Origin of the sequence: Nonomuraea sp. KM90 (genome assembly GCF_052246675.1) — a bacterium.
Lineage (GTDB): Bacteria > Actinomycetota > Actinomycetes > Streptosporangiales > Streptosporangiaceae > Nonomuraea.
Genome location: NZ_JBQQCB010000004.1, coordinates 130750 through 147101 on the forward strand (window position 1 = coordinate 130750; position 16352 = coordinate 147101).

Annotated in this window: 16 protein-coding genes; 10 read left to right on the top strand and 6 right to left on the bottom strand. The window is 70.5% G+C overall.

Annotated features, from left to right (window positions below; genetic code table 11):
- Nucleotides 1-19: 19 nt before the first annotated feature.
- Complete coding sequence (locus ACTWPW_RS06880) at nucleotides 20-430, top strand: DUF3151 domain-containing protein (protein WP_364111088.1); 411 nt, start codon at nucleotides 20-22, stop codon at nucleotides 428-430.
- A gap of 99 nt (nucleotides 431-529) precedes the next feature.
- A complete protein-coding gene (locus tag ACTWPW_RS06885) occupies nucleotides 530-1813 on the top strand; it encodes an adenylosuccinate synthase (RefSeq protein WP_375117318.1) in 1284 nt (427 codons plus the stop codon).
- Between the two features lie 12 nt (nucleotides 1814-1825).
- Here ACTWPW_RS06885 and ACTWPW_RS06890 read toward each other — a convergent pair whose 3' ends face one another.
- A complete protein-coding gene (locus ACTWPW_RS06890) occupies nucleotides 1826-2533 on the bottom strand; it encodes a GNAT family N-acetyltransferase (protein ID WP_375117319.1) in 708 nt (235 codons plus the stop codon).
- 109 nt (nucleotides 2534-2642) lie between these two features.
- Between ACTWPW_RS06890 and ACTWPW_RS06895 the strand changes: the two genes are divergently transcribed.
- The gene (locus ACTWPW_RS06895) at nucleotides 2643-3548 is read left to right on the top strand and encodes a glycerophosphodiester phosphodiesterase family protein (RefSeq protein ID WP_443168213.1); all 906 of its coding nucleotides are present in this window, start codon (nucleotides 2643-2645) and stop codon (nucleotides 3546-3548) included.
- A gap of 7 nt (nucleotides 3549-3555) precedes the next feature.
- On the opposite strand, the gene corA is transcribed toward ACTWPW_RS06895, so the two are convergent.
- Nucleotides 3556-4623, bottom strand: coding sequence for a magnesium/cobalt transporter CorA (gene corA / locus ACTWPW_RS06900; RefSeq protein WP_375117321.1), 1068 nt, complete (start codon nucleotides 4621-4623; stop codon nucleotides 3556-3558).
- Nucleotides 4624-5023: 400 nt separating this feature from the next.
- Between corA and purD the strand changes: the two genes are divergently transcribed.
- From purD to ACTWPW_RS06920, 4 genes are all read left to right on the top strand, one after another.
- Complete coding sequence (gene purD / locus ACTWPW_RS06905; protein ID WP_375117322.1) at nucleotides 5024-6238, top strand: phosphoribosylamine--glycine ligase; 1215 nt, start codon at nucleotides 5024-5026, stop codon at nucleotides 6236-6238.
- Nucleotides 6235-7071 carry a phosphoribosylaminoimidazolesuccinocarboxamide synthase gene (locus ACTWPW_RS06910; RefSeq protein WP_443168214.1) on the top strand — a complete coding sequence of 279 codons (837 nt, stop codon included), beginning with the start codon at nucleotides 6235-6237 and terminating at the stop codon, nucleotides 7069-7071. The genes purD and ACTWPW_RS06910 overlap by 4 nt, the downstream gene beginning before the upstream one ends.
- 77 nt (nucleotides 7072-7148) lie before the next feature.
- Complete coding sequence (gene murA / locus ACTWPW_RS06915; protein WP_375117324.1) at nucleotides 7149-8414, top strand: UDP-N-acetylglucosamine 1-carboxyvinyltransferase; 1266 nt, start codon at nucleotides 7149-7151, stop codon at nucleotides 8412-8414.
- A 201-nt stretch (nucleotides 8415-8615) separates the two neighbouring features.
- On the top strand, nucleotides 8616-9905 hold the full coding sequence (locus tag ACTWPW_RS06920; RefSeq protein ID WP_443168215.1) for a GTP cyclohydrolase IIa: 1290 nt from the start codon (nucleotides 8616-8618) through the stop codon (nucleotides 9903-9905).
- Nucleotides 9906-10326: 421 nt separating this feature from the next.
- On the opposite strand, the gene ACTWPW_RS06925 is transcribed toward ACTWPW_RS06920, so the two are convergent.
- Entirely contained in the window at nucleotides 10327-10794 is a 468-nt protein-coding gene (locus tag ACTWPW_RS06925; protein WP_375117325.1) for a rhodanese-like domain-containing protein, read from the bottom strand.
- 229 nt (nucleotides 10795-11023) lie between these two features.
- Between ACTWPW_RS06925 and ACTWPW_RS06930 the strand changes: the two genes are divergently transcribed.
- The gene (locus ACTWPW_RS06930) at nucleotides 11024-11932 is read left to right on the top strand and encodes an EamA family transporter (protein ID WP_443168216.1); all 909 of its coding nucleotides are present in this window, start codon (nucleotides 11024-11026) and stop codon (nucleotides 11930-11932) included.
- Between the two features lie 61 nt (nucleotides 11933-11993).
- Here the strand turns inward: ACTWPW_RS06930 and hisC are convergent, their stop codons facing one another.
- Both hisC and ACTWPW_RS06940 read right to left on the bottom strand, forming a co-directional pair.
- Nucleotides 11994-13052 carry a histidinol-phosphate transaminase gene (gene hisC / locus ACTWPW_RS06935; protein WP_375117327.1) on the bottom strand — a complete coding sequence of 353 codons (1059 nt, stop codon included), beginning with the start codon at nucleotides 13050-13052 and terminating at the stop codon, nucleotides 11994-11996.
- Nucleotides 13053-13109: 57 nt separating this feature from the next.
- Nucleotides 13110-14228, bottom strand: coding sequence for an alpha/beta hydrolase family protein (locus tag ACTWPW_RS06940; RefSeq protein WP_443168217.1), 1119 nt, complete (start codon nucleotides 14226-14228; stop codon nucleotides 13110-13112).
- A gap of 114 nt (nucleotides 14229-14342) precedes the next feature.
- Here ACTWPW_RS06940 and ACTWPW_RS06945 point away from each other — a divergent pair, with 114 nt between their 5' ends.
- Together ACTWPW_RS06945 and cpt are read left to right on the top strand one after the other, a co-directional pair.
- Nucleotides 14343-15023, top strand: a complete 681-nt coding sequence (locus ACTWPW_RS06945) for a hypothetical protein (protein WP_443168218.1) — start codon at nucleotides 14343-14345, stop codon at nucleotides 15021-15023.
- A 135-nt stretch (nucleotides 15024-15158) separates the two neighbouring features.
- Nucleotides 15159-15695, top strand: a complete 537-nt coding sequence (gene cpt / locus ACTWPW_RS06950) for a chloramphenicol phosphotransferase CPT (RefSeq protein WP_443168219.1) — start codon at nucleotides 15159-15161, stop codon at nucleotides 15693-15695.
- Here the strand turns inward: cpt and ACTWPW_RS06955 are convergent.
- On the bottom strand, nucleotides 15685-16350 hold the full coding sequence (locus tag ACTWPW_RS06955) for an NUDIX hydrolase (RefSeq protein WP_364111118.1): 666 nt from the start codon (nucleotides 16348-16350) through the stop codon (nucleotides 15685-15687). The two genes, cpt and ACTWPW_RS06955, sit on opposite strands and share 11 nt — an antisense overlap.
- Between the last annotated feature and the right edge of the window lie 2 nt (nucleotides 16351-16352).

A 16352-nucleotide genomic window follows, 5' to 3' on the forward strand; every position in this document is an offset into this window, starting at 1 on the left:
GGCGGGTATGACTTGTCCTATGGATAACCTTCTCGCCGGGCCGCCCCCGACTCACCTGCCGGACCTGCCCGAGGCCAGGGAGGCGCTCGAAGCCGGGGCCAAGGCCGCCGACGTGGCCGCCCGTTTCCCCGCCTACCCGACGGCGTGGGCCGTGCTCGCGGAGGAATACTTCGCCCAGGGGCACGCCGTGACCTCCTACGCCTTCGCCCGTACCGGCTACCACCGGGGGCTCGACCAGCTGCGGCGCAGCGGCTGGAAGGGGCACGGGCCCATCCCGTGGGAGCACGAGCCGAACCGCGGGTTCCTGCGCTGCCTCTACTCGCTGTCCAGGGCCGCCCAGGCGATCGGCGAGAAGGACGAGGCCGAGCGGTGCCTGCAGTTCCTCAAGGACAGCACGGAATCGGGCTACGACGCGCTGACCAAGGGCTAGCCCTTGGGACGAATAGGCACGTTCGGGTAGTCTCTCTACGCAAGAGCCCCTGTCGCGCTTGCGTCAGGGGTTTTCGTTTTGTGCTCGGGAGACTGAACCATGCCGGCTGCCGTTCTCGTTGGTGCCCAGTGGGGCGATGAGGGCAAGGGCAAGGCCACCGACCTGCTCGGTGGCGACGTCGACTACGTCGTCCGCTATCAGGGGGGCAACAACGCGGGACACACCGTGGTCATCGGTGATCAGAAATACGCGCTGCACCTGCTCCCCACGGGGATCCTGTCGCCGGAGGTGGTGCCGGTCATCGGCAACGGCGTGGTGATCGACCCGGGCGTGCTGCTCAGCGAGATCGACGGGCTGGCCGCGCGGGGCATCTCCGCCGAACGCCTGCTGATCTCGTCGAACGCGCACCTGATCATGCCGCACCACAAGGCCCTCGACAAGGTGACCGAACGCTACCTGGGCAAGGCCAGGATCGGCACCACGGGCCGCGGCATCGGGCCCGCGTACGGCGACAAGATCGCCCGTATGGGCGTGCGCGTGCAGGACCTGCTCGACCCCGGCATCCTGGCGAAGAAGATCGAGGTCGCGCTGACCGAGAAGAACCAGGTGCTGACCAAGGTCTACAACCGGCGCGGGATCGACCCCGCGGCGGTCCTGGACGAGTATCTGGCCTACGCCGAGCGCCTCAAGCCGCACATCGCCGACACCTCGCTGGTGCTGGCGAAGGCGCTGGACGACGACAAGTTCGTGCTGCTGGAGGGCGGGCAGGGGACGCTGCTCGACATCGACCACGGCACCTACCCGTTCGTGACGTCGTCGTCGCCCACGGCGGGCGGCGCGTGCGCGGGGGCCGGCATCCCGCCGAACCGGCTCACGAAGATCATCGGGATCCTGAAGGCGTACACCACCCGTGTCGGTTCGGGCCCGTTCCCGACCGAGCTGACGGACGAGATGGGCGAGTGGCTGCGCCAGACCGGCGGCGAGTACGGCGTCACGACCGGCCGCAACCGGCGCTGCGGCTGGTTCGACGCGGTGATCGCCCGCTACGCCACCCGCATCAACGGCATCACCGACTACTTCCTGACCAAGCTCGACGTGCTGTCCGGCCTGGAGCGGATCCCGGTGTGCGTGGCCTACGAGGTGGACGGCGTGCGTCACGACGAGATCCCCATGACGCAGACCGACTTCCACCACGCCAAGCCGATCTACGAGGAGTTCCCCGGCTGGCGGGAGGACATCTCCAGCGCCAAGTCGTTCGAGGACCTGCCGCCGAACGCGCAGGCGTACGTGCGGACGCTGGAGGAGATGAGCGGGGCGCCGATCTCGGCCATCGGCGTCGGCCCGGGCCGCGACCAGACCATCGTGGTGCGCCCGCTGGTCTAGAGGCCACCGGGGTCAAGAGGTCAGGACGGCCGCCGTCATCGGGGTATGCAGGGTCCAGCCCAGCGTCTCGTACAGGGCCTGGCCCTGGGCGGTGGCCACCAGGACGCCTGTGCGCGCTCCCATCGAGGCGGCCCCGGCCGCGATCGTCCTCATGACGACCGTGCCGAGGCCGCGGCGGCGGTGGTTGCCCGCCGTCTCGACCTGGTCCACGACCGCCGTCCGGCCCGCGACCGCGTACTGTCCCCGCGCCGCGACCTCACCCGCCGCCGTGAGCAGCCGCACCGCCGTGACGCCCGAGCGGGTGGTGACGGCCAGGGTGTAGCCGGACGGTGCCCCGGCGGCGGCTGCCGAGCCGGCTGACGTGACGGCTGCTGGGGCGACTGTTGTGGCGGCTGTTGTGGCGGCGCGGGTGAGGGGCGCGGTCATCATGAACTCCGGGTCCTGGACGGCCCAGCGCGGCGGCAGCAGCGGCGCGACGGCCTCGGGCGGCGCGCACAGCTTGAGCCAGGTGCCCGGGGTGGTGAGCGTGGCCGTCAGGTGGTGAAGGGTCTCGGGGGTGGGTGCGGCCACGACGTGGCGGGCCACGTGGCCGGGCAGGCCGACGTCCACGCGCAGGCCCCAGGGCTCGCGTACGGGGCTGGGGGCGTTGCGGGAGATGACCCATCCTTCGACCCATGCCCGAACTGTTGCGGAATGGGCCGTTTTGAGAACCTCCGTCATAGAGAACAGCCTATTGTCTGGCTGGAACCACACGACCGGGCGTAGCAGGATAAAAAGGACACGGCGTGGCACCGCCTAGACGTGCCTCCCGCCAGGTAGGGTCCCGGTTGTGCGCGTTGAGATTCATGGTCACCGAGGGGCTCGCGGCCTCTGGCCGGAGAACACCCTGCCGGGGATGAGCCGCACGATGGAGCTCGGCGTGCACGCGCTCGAGCTCGACGTCGCGCTCACCGCCGACCGCCGACTCGTGCTCACGCACGATCTCACGGTCTCCGCCGTGACGAGCGCCGACAGGCGGCCGCTGCACGCCGGCGACCCGCTCTACCCGTATGTCGGCAAGCCGATCAACGCGCTGACCCTGGCGCAGCTGCGCACGCTCGACGTGGGCGTGCGGCTGCCGCGGCACCCCGACGACCCGTTCGCGCTGACGCAGGTGCCCATGCCCGAGACCCGGATGCCGACGCTCGGCGCCGTGCTCGGGCTGGTGAACGCCTACGAGGCGGAGGACGTTCGGCTGCACGTAGAGCTGAAGTCCGACCCGACGCGGCCGGAGCTCACGGCCGATCCCCGGCTCTTCACCGAGCTGGTCGTCGAGGAGCTCGACCGGCACGGCCGGCTCGGCAACGTGGCCATCCTCAGCTTCGACTGGCGCGTCATCACGCACGCCGCCGAGCTGGCCCCCGGCACGCGGCGCTTCGCGCTGATCGAGCTGGACACCCTGCACTGGAACGAGGGTGTGGACGACGACGTGCCCGCCGCGGCGCGCGACGCCGGGGCCACCACGCTCTCGCCCGAGCACGTCATGGTGGACGAGGCGCTGATGGCGCAGGCGGCGGCCGCCGGGCTCGACGTGGCGGTGTGGACCGTCAACGAGCCCGGGCTCGCGGCCAGGATGCTGGATCTGGGGGCGGCGGGGATCGTCACCGACTACCCCGACAGGATGCGGGAGCTGTGGCGGGAGCGGGGGCTGGACCTGCCCGAGCCGGTCGGCCCGCTCAGGCCCGTGGGGGTCTAGAGCCGGGCTAGAGCCAGCCGTTGCGGCGGAAGCCACGATGCAGCAGGACACAGGCCGTGACCATGACGGCCAGCACCGCCGGATAGCCCCAGACCTGCTTGGTCTCCGGCATGAAGTCGAAGTTCATGCCGTAGATGCCGGCGATCATCGTGGGCACGGCCAGGATGGCCACCCAGGACGAGATCTTGCGCATGTCCTCGTTGGCCAGGGCGTTCGAGCGGGCCAGCGCAGCCTGCAGTATCGAGCTGCACAGCTCGTTGGAGGACTCGACCTGCTCGCACACGCGCGACAGGTGGTCGCCGACGTCACGGAAATACTCGCGCATCTCCGAGGGGATGACGCGGCGCTGGGGCAGCGCGGACAGCGGGGCCTGAAGCGGCATGATCCCCCGCTTCATCTCCAGCATCTCCCGCTTGAGCTGGTAGATCCGGTTGATGTCGCGGGAGCTGACGTCCGCGAACACCGTCGCCTCGACCTCTTCCAGCTCCAGCTGCATGAGGTCGGCCACCTGCAAGTATTGGTCGACCACGTGGTCGGAGATGGCGTGCAGGACACCCGCGGGGCCGCGGTTCATCAGCTTGGGCTTGTCCTCGAGGCGCTCGCGGACCACGGTGAGCGGGCAGTGCTCGCCGTGCCGCACGGTCACCACGAAGTCCACGCCGAGGAACACCATGATCTCGCCGGTGGCGATGATCTCGCTGTTGGCGGTCAGCTCGTCGTGGTCGAGGTAGGCGATGGTCTTGAGCACCATGAACAGCGACTCGCCGTACCGCTCGACCTTGGGCCGCTGATGGGCCTTGACGGCGTCCTCGACGGCCAGCGGGTGCAGGCCGAAGACCTCGGAGAGCCACTCCACCTCGGGGGCCTCCGGCTCGTGCAGGCCGACCCAGACGAAGGCGTTGGCGCCGTCGGAGGTCCTGTTGTGCTCGCGTACGAGGTCGAGCGCCTCGGTGATGCCCGACGCGGAGACCTTCTTGCCGAGGACGTAGGCGCCGAACTCGACTATGGAGTCCACGGGCGGCACGCAGATCTCACGCACCGGCTTCGGGAGCGAGTGCGCGGCGCGCGGCTGCACAGGGTGACGGTTGATGCGACGGAAAAGCGTGGACGAGCGCATGGCAGTCCCTTTCCGCCCGACCTGGCACGCTCCACGCGCGACGAAAAGTCACCTCAATCAACACGCAAACGTGGAGGCACGATCAGGCTGCCGGATTGGAGTGGTCGGGGGTACGCAGGCCGTACGTGTGGAAGCACGTACTGCTGGGATCACCAGGATTCATCCCGGACCACCTCCAATCACAAGGGACGCCGCAAAGCCGCCCTAACTTACCACAGGCGGGTGAACCTTTCCGACCATACTCGTCCGGCGGCCTCCGGCTCAGGTAGAACTCCACAAAGTTTCCTGCCTGTTCCGGCATTTGGTGTCCTGGCCACCTGCGCCTGCGCCAGGCGGCGGGCCTGCGACAATGGAGCGCGTGCGCGTTCTAGTCATTGGTTCCGGAGGGCGTGAGCACGCCCTGTGCCGGTCACTCAGCCTCGATCCCCAGGTCAGCGAGCTCCACTGTGCGCCAGGCAACCCTGGCATAGAGGAGGTCGCGACCACCCACCCCGTCGACCCCCTCGACCCCGGCGAGGTGGCCGGGCTGGCCGAGCGGCTGCGGGTCGACCTCGTGGTGGTGGGTCCCGAGGCGCCCCTCGTGGCGGGGGTGAGCGACGCGGTGCGCGAGGCGGGCTTCGCCTGCTTCGGGCCGTCCCGCGACGCGGCCATGATCGAGGGGTCCAAGGCGTTCGCCAAGGAGATCATGCGGGCCGCCGACGTGCCGACCGCGCGGGCCAGGACGTGCGAGACCGAGGAGGAGGCCGCGGCGGCGCTCGACGAGTTCGGGGCGCCCTACGTGGTCAAGGACGACGGGCTGGCCGCGGGCAAGGGCGTCGTCGTCACCGAGGACCGGGAGCAGGCGCTCGCGCACGCGCGGGCGTGCGATCGGGTGGTGATCGAGGAGTTCCTCGACGGGCCCGAGGTGTCGCTGTTCGCGCTGTGCGACGGGAGCACCGCCGTGCCGCTGCAGCTGGCGCAGGACTTCAAGCGGGCCTACGACGGCGACGAGGGGCCCAACACCGGCGGCATGGGCTCCTACACGCCGCTCCCGTGGGCGCCCGAAGGGCTGACCGAGCAGGTCATGCGGGAGGTCGTGCACCCGACGATCGGGGAGCTGGCGCGGCGCGGGCTGCCGTACCAGGGGGTGCTCTACGTGGGGCTGGCCCTGACGACGAAGGGGCCGAAGGTCATCGAGTTCAACGCGCGGTTCGGTGACCCGGAGACGCAGGTGCTGCTCGACCGGCTGGAGACGCCGCTGGGCGGGCTGCTGATGGCCAGCGCGACCGGTGAGCTGGGGCTCGACCCGGTGTTCAAGGGCGGCTCGGCCGTGTGCGTGGTGATCGCCTCGGAGGGCTATCCGGAGTCGCCGGTCAAGGGCGACGTGATCACCGGGCTGCAGGAGACCGAGCACGCCTACGTGCTGCACGCCGGCACGAAGCGAGCCGGCGACGACGTGGTGTCCAGCGGCGGGCGGGTGCTCAGCGTGATCGGGCACGGGCCCGACCAGGAGAGCGCGCGCCGGGCGGCCTACGACCTCGCCGGCCGGATCGAGCTGCGCGGCTCCCACTACAGGACGGACATCGCCCCATGAAGCACGTTCACTCCGGCAAGGTCCGGGATCTGTACGAGACCGACGAGGGCCTGCTGCTCATGGTCGCCTCCGACCGGATCTCGGCCTTCGACTACGTCATGGAGCCTGACATCCCCGACAAGGGGGCCATCCTCACGCAGATGTCGCTGTGGTGGTTCGACCAGCTCAAGGACATCGTGCCCAACCACATCGTGGCGCGCGGCGACGACTCCCGCAGCGTGCTGTGCAAGCCGCTGCGGATGGTCCAGGTCGAGTGCGTGGCCAGGGGTTACCTGGCGGGCGGCGGGCTGAACGAATACCGCGCCGACGGCACGGTGTCCGGGGTCGCGCTGCCTGCGGGGCTGGAGGACGGGTCGCGGCTCCCCGAGCCGATCTTCACGCCGTCCTCCAAGGCGCCGGCGGGGCAGCACGACGAGCCGATCTCGTACGAGCAGGTGGTGGCCGAGGTCGGCGCGGAGACCGCGGCGGAGCTGCGGCGGATCACGCTGGCCGTCTACACGCGCGGCGCGGAGATCGCCCGCGAGCGGGGCATCATCCTGGCCGACACGAAAATCGAGCTGGGCTGGGACGCCGACGGCGTGCTGACGCTGGGGGACGAGGTGCTCACGCCCGACTCGTCGCGTTTCTGGCCGGCCGACGAATGGCAGCCGGGCCGTTCACAGACTTCTTTTGACAAGCAATTTGTACGCGATTGGTTGTTGTCGCCCGAATCCGGATGGGACAAATCCTCCGGAAACCCCCCACCTCGGCTTCCCGACGGGGTGGTCGAGCGCACCAGGCAGCGATACCTAGAAGCGTATGAGCGCGTCACGGGGGTTCCCTTTAGCGGATGATTCGGCTGGGTCATGTGGTGTGAGCGACTACTGTTGGCCCGATCGAGCCTCACCGTTGATTTCAAGGAGCCGCACGAATGGTCCGTTACCGCGTGCGCGGTGGCAACGCACTGCGTGGAACCGCGTTCATCCAGGGCGCGAAGAACGCCGTGCTGCCCATGATCGGTGCGGCTCTGCTCGCCCCGAAGGGCCGCACCGTCCTGCGCAACGTGCCGATCATCGAAGACGTCCGCCGCGCGGTCGAGCTGGCCGAGGCGGTCGGGGCGTACGTCGAGCTGCACGAGTCCGAGCGCACGCTGGTCATCGACGCCTCCAGGGTGAACAGCCCCGTGCTGCCCGCCGAGATCGCCAGGCGGTTCCGCGGTTCGGTCCTGTTCACCCCCGCGCTGCTGCACCGCCTCGGCGAGGCGATCGTGGAAGGGGTCGGCGGCTGCAACCTCGGCAGCCGCAACCTCGACTTCCACTACCTCGGCTACAAGCGGCTGGGCGCGATCGTGGACGAGGGCGAGACCGTCATCCACGTCAAGGCGTCCGGGCTGACCGGCGCCACGCTCTATCTCGACACCCCGTCCCACACCGGCACCGAGAACCTCATCATGGCCGCCGCCCTGGCCAAGGGCACCACCGTGATCGAGAACGCGGCGCTGGAGCCCGAGGTGCTCGACGTCATCGACATGCTCACCAAGATGGGCGCGCGCATCAGCGGCGGCGGCACCGGTTTCATCACCGTGGAAGGCGTCGAGGAGCTGCACGCGGTCGAGCACACGGTGATGCCCGACCGGCTAGACGCGGGCGTGTTCGCGATGGCGGCGGCGATCACCGGGGGCGAGGTCAGCCTCGTGGGCACCGGCCTCGACCTGGGCGTCGTCCGCTACAAGCTGGAGCAGATGGGCGTCGAGTTCCACCGCCAGGGCGCGGTGCTGCACGTGCGCTGCGAGGGCCCGCTGCGGCCGATCAACATCATCACCGACACCTATCCCGGGTTCGCCACCGACCTGCAGTCGCCGATGATGACCGTCGCGGCGCTCGCCGACGGCACCAGCTACATCCACGAGCGCATCTTCGACGGCCGGTTCGCGCTGGCCGGCGAGCTGAACAAGATGGGCGCGAACGTGGAGGTGGACGACAGCCGGGCGATCGTACGCGGCCGCACGCCGCTCACCGGCACCGAGGTGACGGCCCACGATCTTCGCTCGGGGATCGCGCTCGTGCTCGCCGGACTGGCGGCCGAAGGCGAGACCGTGATCGACTCGGGATACCTCATCGATCGCGGCCACGCGCATCTCGCCGCTCGAATGCGCGCGCTCGGCGCGGACATTACACGAGAGATTTCCGAGCGCTAAAAAACGCGAAGAATCCCGCGTTGAGCTGCTAAGACATCTTGTCGGGCGGTCAACCAGAACGGCTTTCCGGAAAAGTCGGGCGTGACATTACGGCCCCCGCGAGCGATCGTTCCAAAAGAGAGCACTGCAACGGACGGCAGGATGGGACGAACATTGGTCGAGAGGGCCGAAGAAACTCCCCGAGTGTCACGCCCGGGCGCCATGACACCGGACCTCACCATCGGCGTGGTCGGACCCCACGACCTGGTCGAGCGAGTCATGCTGATGGGTCACGCCGCGGCACCGCTGCCGTGTCGCTTGGTGGCGGCCGCCTACCGCGATGAGCAGGAGGCGCCCGACAAGGTGACGAGGCTCGGTCCCGGTGTCGACGCATGCCTGTTCGCCAGCCCGGTTCCCTATGACCTGGCCAGGCGTTCCGGCGTGCTGACGATGCCCGCGACGTACGTGCAGCTCGGTGGAGCAGCACTGGTGGCGGCGTTGGCCAAGGCCGCGCTGGACACCCGCATGGATCCCCAGAACGTCAGCATCGACGTGGTCAGCAGGGCCGATGTCGAGGAGGCGTACACCGACCTCGGCATCCCCGCCGCGGACGTGCACAGCCGCGACGAGCCGGGAGCCACCGGCACGATCGCGGCCTACCACGAACGCCTGGCCCGTCAGGGTGCGACCACGGGGGCTCTGACGTGCCTGCCCGCGGTGGCCGAACGCCTGCATGCCGCGGGCGTACCGGTCATCAGGATCAGGCCGACCTCGGGGGCGGTCCGTACGGCGCTGCACACAGCGGCGCTGCTCGGGGCGCACCACCGGCTGGAGGAGTCACAGCTCACCGTGGTGCTGGTGGAGGTGCCGACGCTGCGCGAACCCGTGCGCCGCGCCGCGCCCCGCTACTGGCGCGACGAGCTGCGGCTGTCGCTGCACCGGCTCCTGGTCCAGGAGGCGAACCGGATCAACGCCACCGTCTGGCCCATCGACGATCACAGCTACCTGGTGACGGCCACCAGGGGCTCGATCGCGGCGGCGACAGACGGGTTCCGGGTGTTGCCGTTCGCGGCCAGGATCAGGGACGAGCTGGGGCTGGCGGTCGAGGTCGGTGTGGGGATGGGGCGCACGACGCACGACGCCGAGTCGCACGCCAGGGCCGCACTCGCCCGCACGCAGGCGGGCAAGCAGGCACAGGGATTCGCGGTGGACCGCGAGGGCCGGGCGCTCATCCCGGCTCCGCGCATGCCGCCCACCGGGGCCACCGCCCTCAAGCCGAAGGGGGTGGAGGTGCTGGCCCGGCTGGCGGCCAAGCTCGAAGGAGGCGACACGGTCGTCGACGCGGAGGGCGCGGGCAAGATGCTCGGGGTCACACCGCGTACGGCCCGGCGGTTGCTGCGCACGCTGGTTGACGAGGGACTCGCGTGGCCGCTACCGCCGAACCGTACGCCTCAGCCCGGGCGACCACGGCAGCTCTACCGGCTGATCGTGGAGAAGCTCGGACCCCGCTGACCTGGCGGGGAAGGGACAGGCCCGCCGTGCTCGGCGCGGCGGGTCTGCCTCGGCGTGACGCTGGCATTGACCGAAGGTGTCAGCTTCGCGAACTTGAGCATTGACTCTTGTGAACTAATTGGTTGACCCGTGTAGATGGGGGTATGTTCACGGACGCCCCCGATCGATGGGATTCGGACGGGGGCACCAAATTTTCGGCGCCGGTTCTCCGCCTGGGGTGCGTTGAGAGATGGCGTTCTTGATGAACGGTTCCCGTGGGTTCCAGGCCGTTTCGAGCAGCCGGACCGCGTTCTTGGTACTGATCGATCGGGTTTCGGGCTGATTCTCGGGATATAGCGGGTTGTGTCCCCGGTGGAGAAGGGGGCTACGCGGGGCTGTAGGGGTACAGGAAGCGTCTTTCACGCAATGGTGGAGCTCCGGGTCAGCAGGCGCAGGCGATGCCGGACGTCGGGGCCGTGAGCGCGTCCACCTGGTGGCGGGTGACGCCCGACGCGGTCTCCACCGGGAACCCCTCCCTGGCCCAGTACTCGAAGCCGCCGATCATCTCCTTGACCCGGTAACCCAGCCTGGCGAACTCCAGGGCGGCCCGGGTCGCGCCGTTGCAGCCGGGACCCCAGCAGTACGTGACGACCATGGCGTCCCCGGGGACCATCGTGGCGGCCCTGGCCGCGATCTCGGCGGTCGGAAGGTGTACGGCGCCCTGGACGTGACCCTGGTCCCAGCTCTCCCGGCTGCGCGAGTCGACGACGACCAGACCCGGGGTGGCGGCGGCCAGGTCGGCGGCCACGTCGGAGACGTCGGTCTCGAAGGACAGGCGGGCGGCGAAGTGCGCGACGGCGGCGGCGGAGCCGGCGGCCGGGGCCGACATGACGGCGGAAGGGTGTGACATATCAGGCGTCTCCTTGAACGTCGGGATGACCGGCGGAAATCACCGGCGGGATGACCGGCGGGATGCTGAGCATCCTGCCAAGCACGCCCGTCGACCCGACAGTGGCGCGAAAGCCGCCTATCGCTAATATCCCGCCACATCTCGAAGTCTGATACCCGCAGGCTTTTGTCGGAGTCGCCCGGTAAGGTCATGAGCCATGAGTGCAAACGCTACTGACAATCGTTCCCCTTTGTTGGTCTGGGGCGCTCTGGCGATCGTCTATGTGGTGTGGGGCTCGACGTACCTCGGCATCAGGATCGCCATCGAGACCATGCCGCCACTGTTGCACGGCGCGTTCCGGTTCGTCACAGCCGCCCTGCTGCTCGCCGGTTTCCTGCTGATCAAGAAGGGGACGGCGGCGTTCCGGATGTCGCCGCGCCAGTTCGGTGGCGCCGCGCTCGTCGGGTTGCTGCTGCTGACCGGCGGGAACGGCATGGTCGCCGTGGCCGAGCAGCACATCTCCAGCGGCCTGGCCGCGCTGCTCGTGGCGTCGGTGCCGCTGTGGCTGGTGATCTTCAGGATCGCCGTCAGGGACCGGCCCGCCGTGCTGACGCTGGCCGGGGTGCTGGTCGGGTTCGGCGGGGTGGCGGCCTTGTCGCTGAACGGCGGGGGCGAGAGCGCCGGCACGACCGGCATCGTGGTGATCCTGGTGGCCTCGCTGTCGTGGTCGATCGGCTCGTTCCTGTCGGCGCGGATCCCGATGCCGCCCAACGTGTGGGCGGCCAGCACCGTCGAGATGCTGGTCGGCGGGGCCGGGCTGGCCCTGGTCGGCACCACGATCGGGGAGCGGGTCGACCTGGCCGCCATCTCGGGGCGGTCGTGGGCGGCGCTGGCGTACCTGGTGCTGGTGGGCTCGCTGGTCGGGTTCACCGCGTACACGTGGTTGCTGGGCAACGCGCCGATCTCGCTGGTGTCGACGTACGCGTACGTCAACCCGGTCGTGGCCGTGCTGCTCGGCGTGCTCGTGGTGAACGAGCACGTCACGGTGCAGATCATCCTCGGCGGGCTGGTGATCCTGGTCGGCGTCGCCCTGGTGGTGTCCACCGAGCGACGCGCGAAGTCCAGGGCTCCCGTCCCTGAAGAGGTCACGGTCTCCTAAATAGCCCTCCGCTCCCCTCCCGCCGCACGTCCTTCCAGGAGGGACGCGGCGGGGAGCGGGTCTAGCGGGGGAACTCCTTGGCGGCGGCCAGGAAGGCGTCGTTGGCCTCGGGTGAGCCGATCGACACGCGTACGCCCTCCGGCGAGAACGGCCGGACCGCCACGCCCTCCATGGCGCAGGCGGCGGCGAAGTCGAGGGTGCGCTCGCCGAGCCTGAGCCAGACGAAGTTCGCCTCGGTCGGCGGCACCGTCCAGCCCTGGGCGATGAGCGCCTCGCGGACGCGGGTGCGCTCCTTGACCACCCGCTCGACCCGCTCCAGCAGCTCGTCCTCGGCCTTCAGCGAGGCGATGGCCGCGACCTGGGCGAGGTGGTTGACCGCGAACGGGACGATCGTCTTGCGGACGGCGGTCGCCACCGGCTCGGGCGCGATCAGGTAGCCGACGCGCAGGCCCGCCAGCCCGTACGCCTTGGAGAAGGTGCGCAGGACGCAGACGTTGGGCCGGTCGCGGTAGAGGGTGAGGCCGTCGGGGACGTCCTCGTCGCGCACGTATTCGCGGTAGGCCTCGTCCAGCACCACCAGCACGTCCTCGGGCACCCGCGCCAGGAACGCCTCCAGCGCCCCCCGCCGGACGGCGGTGCTCGTGGGGTTGTTCGGGTTGCACACGAACACCATGCGGGTGCGGTCGGTGATCGCGTCGGCCATGGCGTCCAGGTCGTGGTCCTCGCCTGCCAGGGGCACCATGACCGACTTCACGCCGGCCAGGTCGGCGAGCAGCGGGTAGGCCTCGAAGGACCGCCAGGCGTAGACGACCTCGGCCCCCGGCTCCCCCACCGCCTCGAACAGCTGCTGCGCCACCGTGACCGACCCGGCCCCGAGCGCGACGTGCTCGGCCGGCACGCCGAAGCGCCCCGCGATGGCCTCGGTGAGCTGGACGGCGCCGGGGTCGGGGTAGCGGTTGATCTGCCGCGCGCCCTCGGCGATGGCCTCGACCACGGAGGGCAGCGGGTCGTACGGGGATTCGTTGGACGACAGCTTGTACGACCGCCCGTCGGGGCCGGCGACCGCCTTGCCCGGCTTGTAGGCAGCCATGGTGTCCAGGATCTGGCGGAAACGAGGCATGCCATCACCTTAGAAGGCGCGGCGGGGTGAAGCATCACCCGGGAGCCCGCGCGGAGCTCACTTCCAGAACGTGACCTCGGGGTAGGCGGCGGAGGGCCCGTCCAGCAGCGGCTGGACGCGGTCGCGCAGGTGCCGGTCCATGAAGGCGGCCACGTACGCCCGGGTGACCTCCAGGTCCCTGGCCGACCGCCTGGTCAGCAGCGGGTAGTCCGTGAAGGAGACGTGGTCACCGCCCTCCAGCGTGAGCCAGCGCTTCCAGTCCGTCATGCGCGCCCAGTCGCGGCCCCAGGTGAAGTCCTGGCCGCCCGGCTCGTGCACCTTGCCCGCGCCCATCACCATGAACGGCCGAGCCAGCCCCTGCTCGGGGACGGGTACGAAGAAGGTGCCGTCCATGTTGACCCCGGCCCGCACGCGCGAATCCTGCAGCATCGTCCACGACGTGCCGGCGCCGCCGAGCGAGTGACCGGCCATGCCGACGCGCGAGCGGTCGATGAGCCGGGCGCCCTGCCACACCGGGTGCCGCCCGAGCAACCGGTCGAGCACGAACGACACGTCCGCCTGCCGCCCCTTGACCGCCTTGGCGCCGAACGCCCACGGGTCGGCCTCCTGCTCCGCGCAGGCCGCGCAACCGGCCAGCCGGTCCCCGGGCAGGCTCGTGCCGTACGACTCGTGGACGTGGTCGATGCCGGCGACCACGTAACCCCGGCTGGCCAGCTCCTCGGCGAGGCCGGTCAGCGACGAGCGCGACATCGTGAACCCGGGCGAGAGCACGACCAGCGGCAGCGAGCCCTTGCGCCCGGCCGGGCGGGCCCCGGTGACGGCGTGGGTCCTGGTGCCGCTGACCGCCTCCGCCGGGACGCCGGTCACGTTCTGGCCCTCCAGCAGGGCCGCGGCCTCCTCGCGGGTCATGTACGGAGCGGCCGGGCCGGTCCCCTTCCTCGCCGGGTACCACAGCGAGACCATGAGCTCCCTGGCCTTCGCCGCGGGCACCCAGGGGTCGGGGCGGTCACGGTCCACCAGGTGCAGGCTGACCGTACCCACGGGCCGGGACCCGGTCGGCGCGGGGAGCGCCAGGGCCTGGGCGGGGGCGGGTTCGGTGCGTGCCTGGGCCGGTGCGGTCGTGAGGAGGGCGAGCAGGCCGGCGACGCCGACGGCGTACATGATCTTGGATTTCATGCCGCCCATGCTCTCGGCACCCGCCCGGGTCCCGCCTCGGTCGAACGTCCAGCGTTCGTGTGCGACTTTCGGACAACCGGGTCCGACTGGGGTCGCAATGACATGATCAGCGACGTGAGCACCGACGTTTGGGACCCCTTCGGCACGCTTCGCCGGGTGTTGTGGATCGGTGGCGGGCAGTGGGCCGGGAAGTCCACCGTCGCCCGGCTGCTGGCCGTACGGTACGGGCTGACCGCCTACCACTACGACTACCACGACGCCCGCGGCCACAACGACCGCCGGATCGCCCGTCGCGTCGCGCTCGGCCGGCCACCCGAAGGCCCGGACCTCGAACAGGTCTGGGTGGACACCACTCCGGCGGACATGGCCGAGGAGACGCTGGCCGGCTTCCCCGTCCGGTTCGAATGGGCCCTGGACGATCTGCGCGCCCTGGTCTCCGGGCGGCCCGTCATCGCCGAGGGCTGGGGGCTGCGCCCCGAGCTGGTGGCCCCGATCGCCGGCTCGCTCGGGCAGATGGTCGTCATGGTGCCCGCCCCGGCCTTCCGCGATCGCCAGCTCCGCGAGCTCTCCCGGACCGCCTTCGGCCATGAGGTCAGCGACCCGGCCCGGGCCCAGCGCAACCGGCTGGAGCGGGACCGTCTCGTCGCCGAGGACGCCGTCCGCTCCGCCCGCCGCCTGGGCATCCGGGTGATCGAGGTGGACGGCTCCCAGGACGCCGCCGCCGTGGCCGACCTCGTGGCCGACCACTTCAGGCCCTACCTGCCCCCGCCGGAGGTCCACGACGGCATGTCGTGATCCCTCCATGGACCGGACGTGGACGCGTGGCCGCCTGCCTGCGCGGGCAGAGCGTCCGCCGAGCGCGCGGGACGGCCCGCGCCGGAGGCCGTACGGCTGCCCGGGCTCCTCTCTCACCGTGGCTAGGGTGGTGCGGTGACAACTCAGGTGATCGTGCTGAATGGCGGGTCGAGCTCGGGCAAATCGGGAATCCTGCGCTGCCTGCAGGCCGTCCTGCCGGACCCGTGGCTCGCCGCCGCGATCGACGCGTTCGTCGACTCGCTGCCCGCGTCCATGCGGAACTCGGACGGTGGGATCGAGTTCGCCCCGGACGGTGGGGTGAACGTCGGTCCGGAGTTCCGGACGCTGCAGAAGGCGTGGATGGAGGGCACCGCCGCGATGGTCCGCGCGGGCGCCCGGGTGATCATCGATGACGTCTTCCTCGGTGGTGCGCACTCCCAGGAGGGGTGGCAGAAGGTGCTCGCCGGGCTGGACGTGCTGTGGGTCGGCGTCCGGTGCGACGGGGCGGTGGCGGCGGGCCGCGAGATCGCCCGGGGCGACCGGGTCGCCGGGATGGCCGAGTCGCAGGCCGAGCTGGTGCACCGGGACGTGTTCTACGACGTGGAGGTGGACACCACGCACACCGAGTCGCTGGAGTGCGCGCGGATCATCGCCGGCCGGGTCACTCCTTGAGGCTGCGGAGCATGGGCGGGTGGAGGAGCTCGGCCGGGCCCCGGCAGTAGAGCTTGGCCGGGCGCCCGCCGTCCCGCGTCGTCGTGCCGCCGGTCTCCAGCAGGAAGCCCTCGGCCTTGGTGACCTTCCGGTGGAAGTTGCGCGGGTCCAGCGGCCGGCCCCACACGATCTCGTAGACCCGGCGCAGATCGGCCACCGTGAACTCCGGGGGGCAGAAGGCCGCGCCGAGCGAGGTGTATTCCAGCTTCGCCCTCGCCCGCTCGATCCCGTCCAGCATGATGCGCCGGTGGTCGAAGGCCATGGCGGCGAGCGCGCCGATCGGCTGCCAGCTCATGTGGGCCTTCTCCGAGGCCGGCAGGTCGGGGGCGAGGCCGAGGTAGGCGACGCTGAGCACGCGCTGCCTGGGGTCGCGGTCGGGGTAGCCGTACGTCTGGAGCTGCTCCAGGTGCACCGGCGCGCCCGGGAGGCCGGCCCGCTCGCCGAGGATGCGGTGGGCGGCGGCCGGGAGGTCCTCGTCGAGCTGGATGAACCCGCCGGGCAGCGACCAGCGGCGCAGGAACGGCGGGTTGTCGCGCCGCCAGACGAGGGCGCACAACGCCTGGTTGCGTACGGTGAGCACGACCAGGTCGACACTGACCGGGACGCTCGGGACCATGG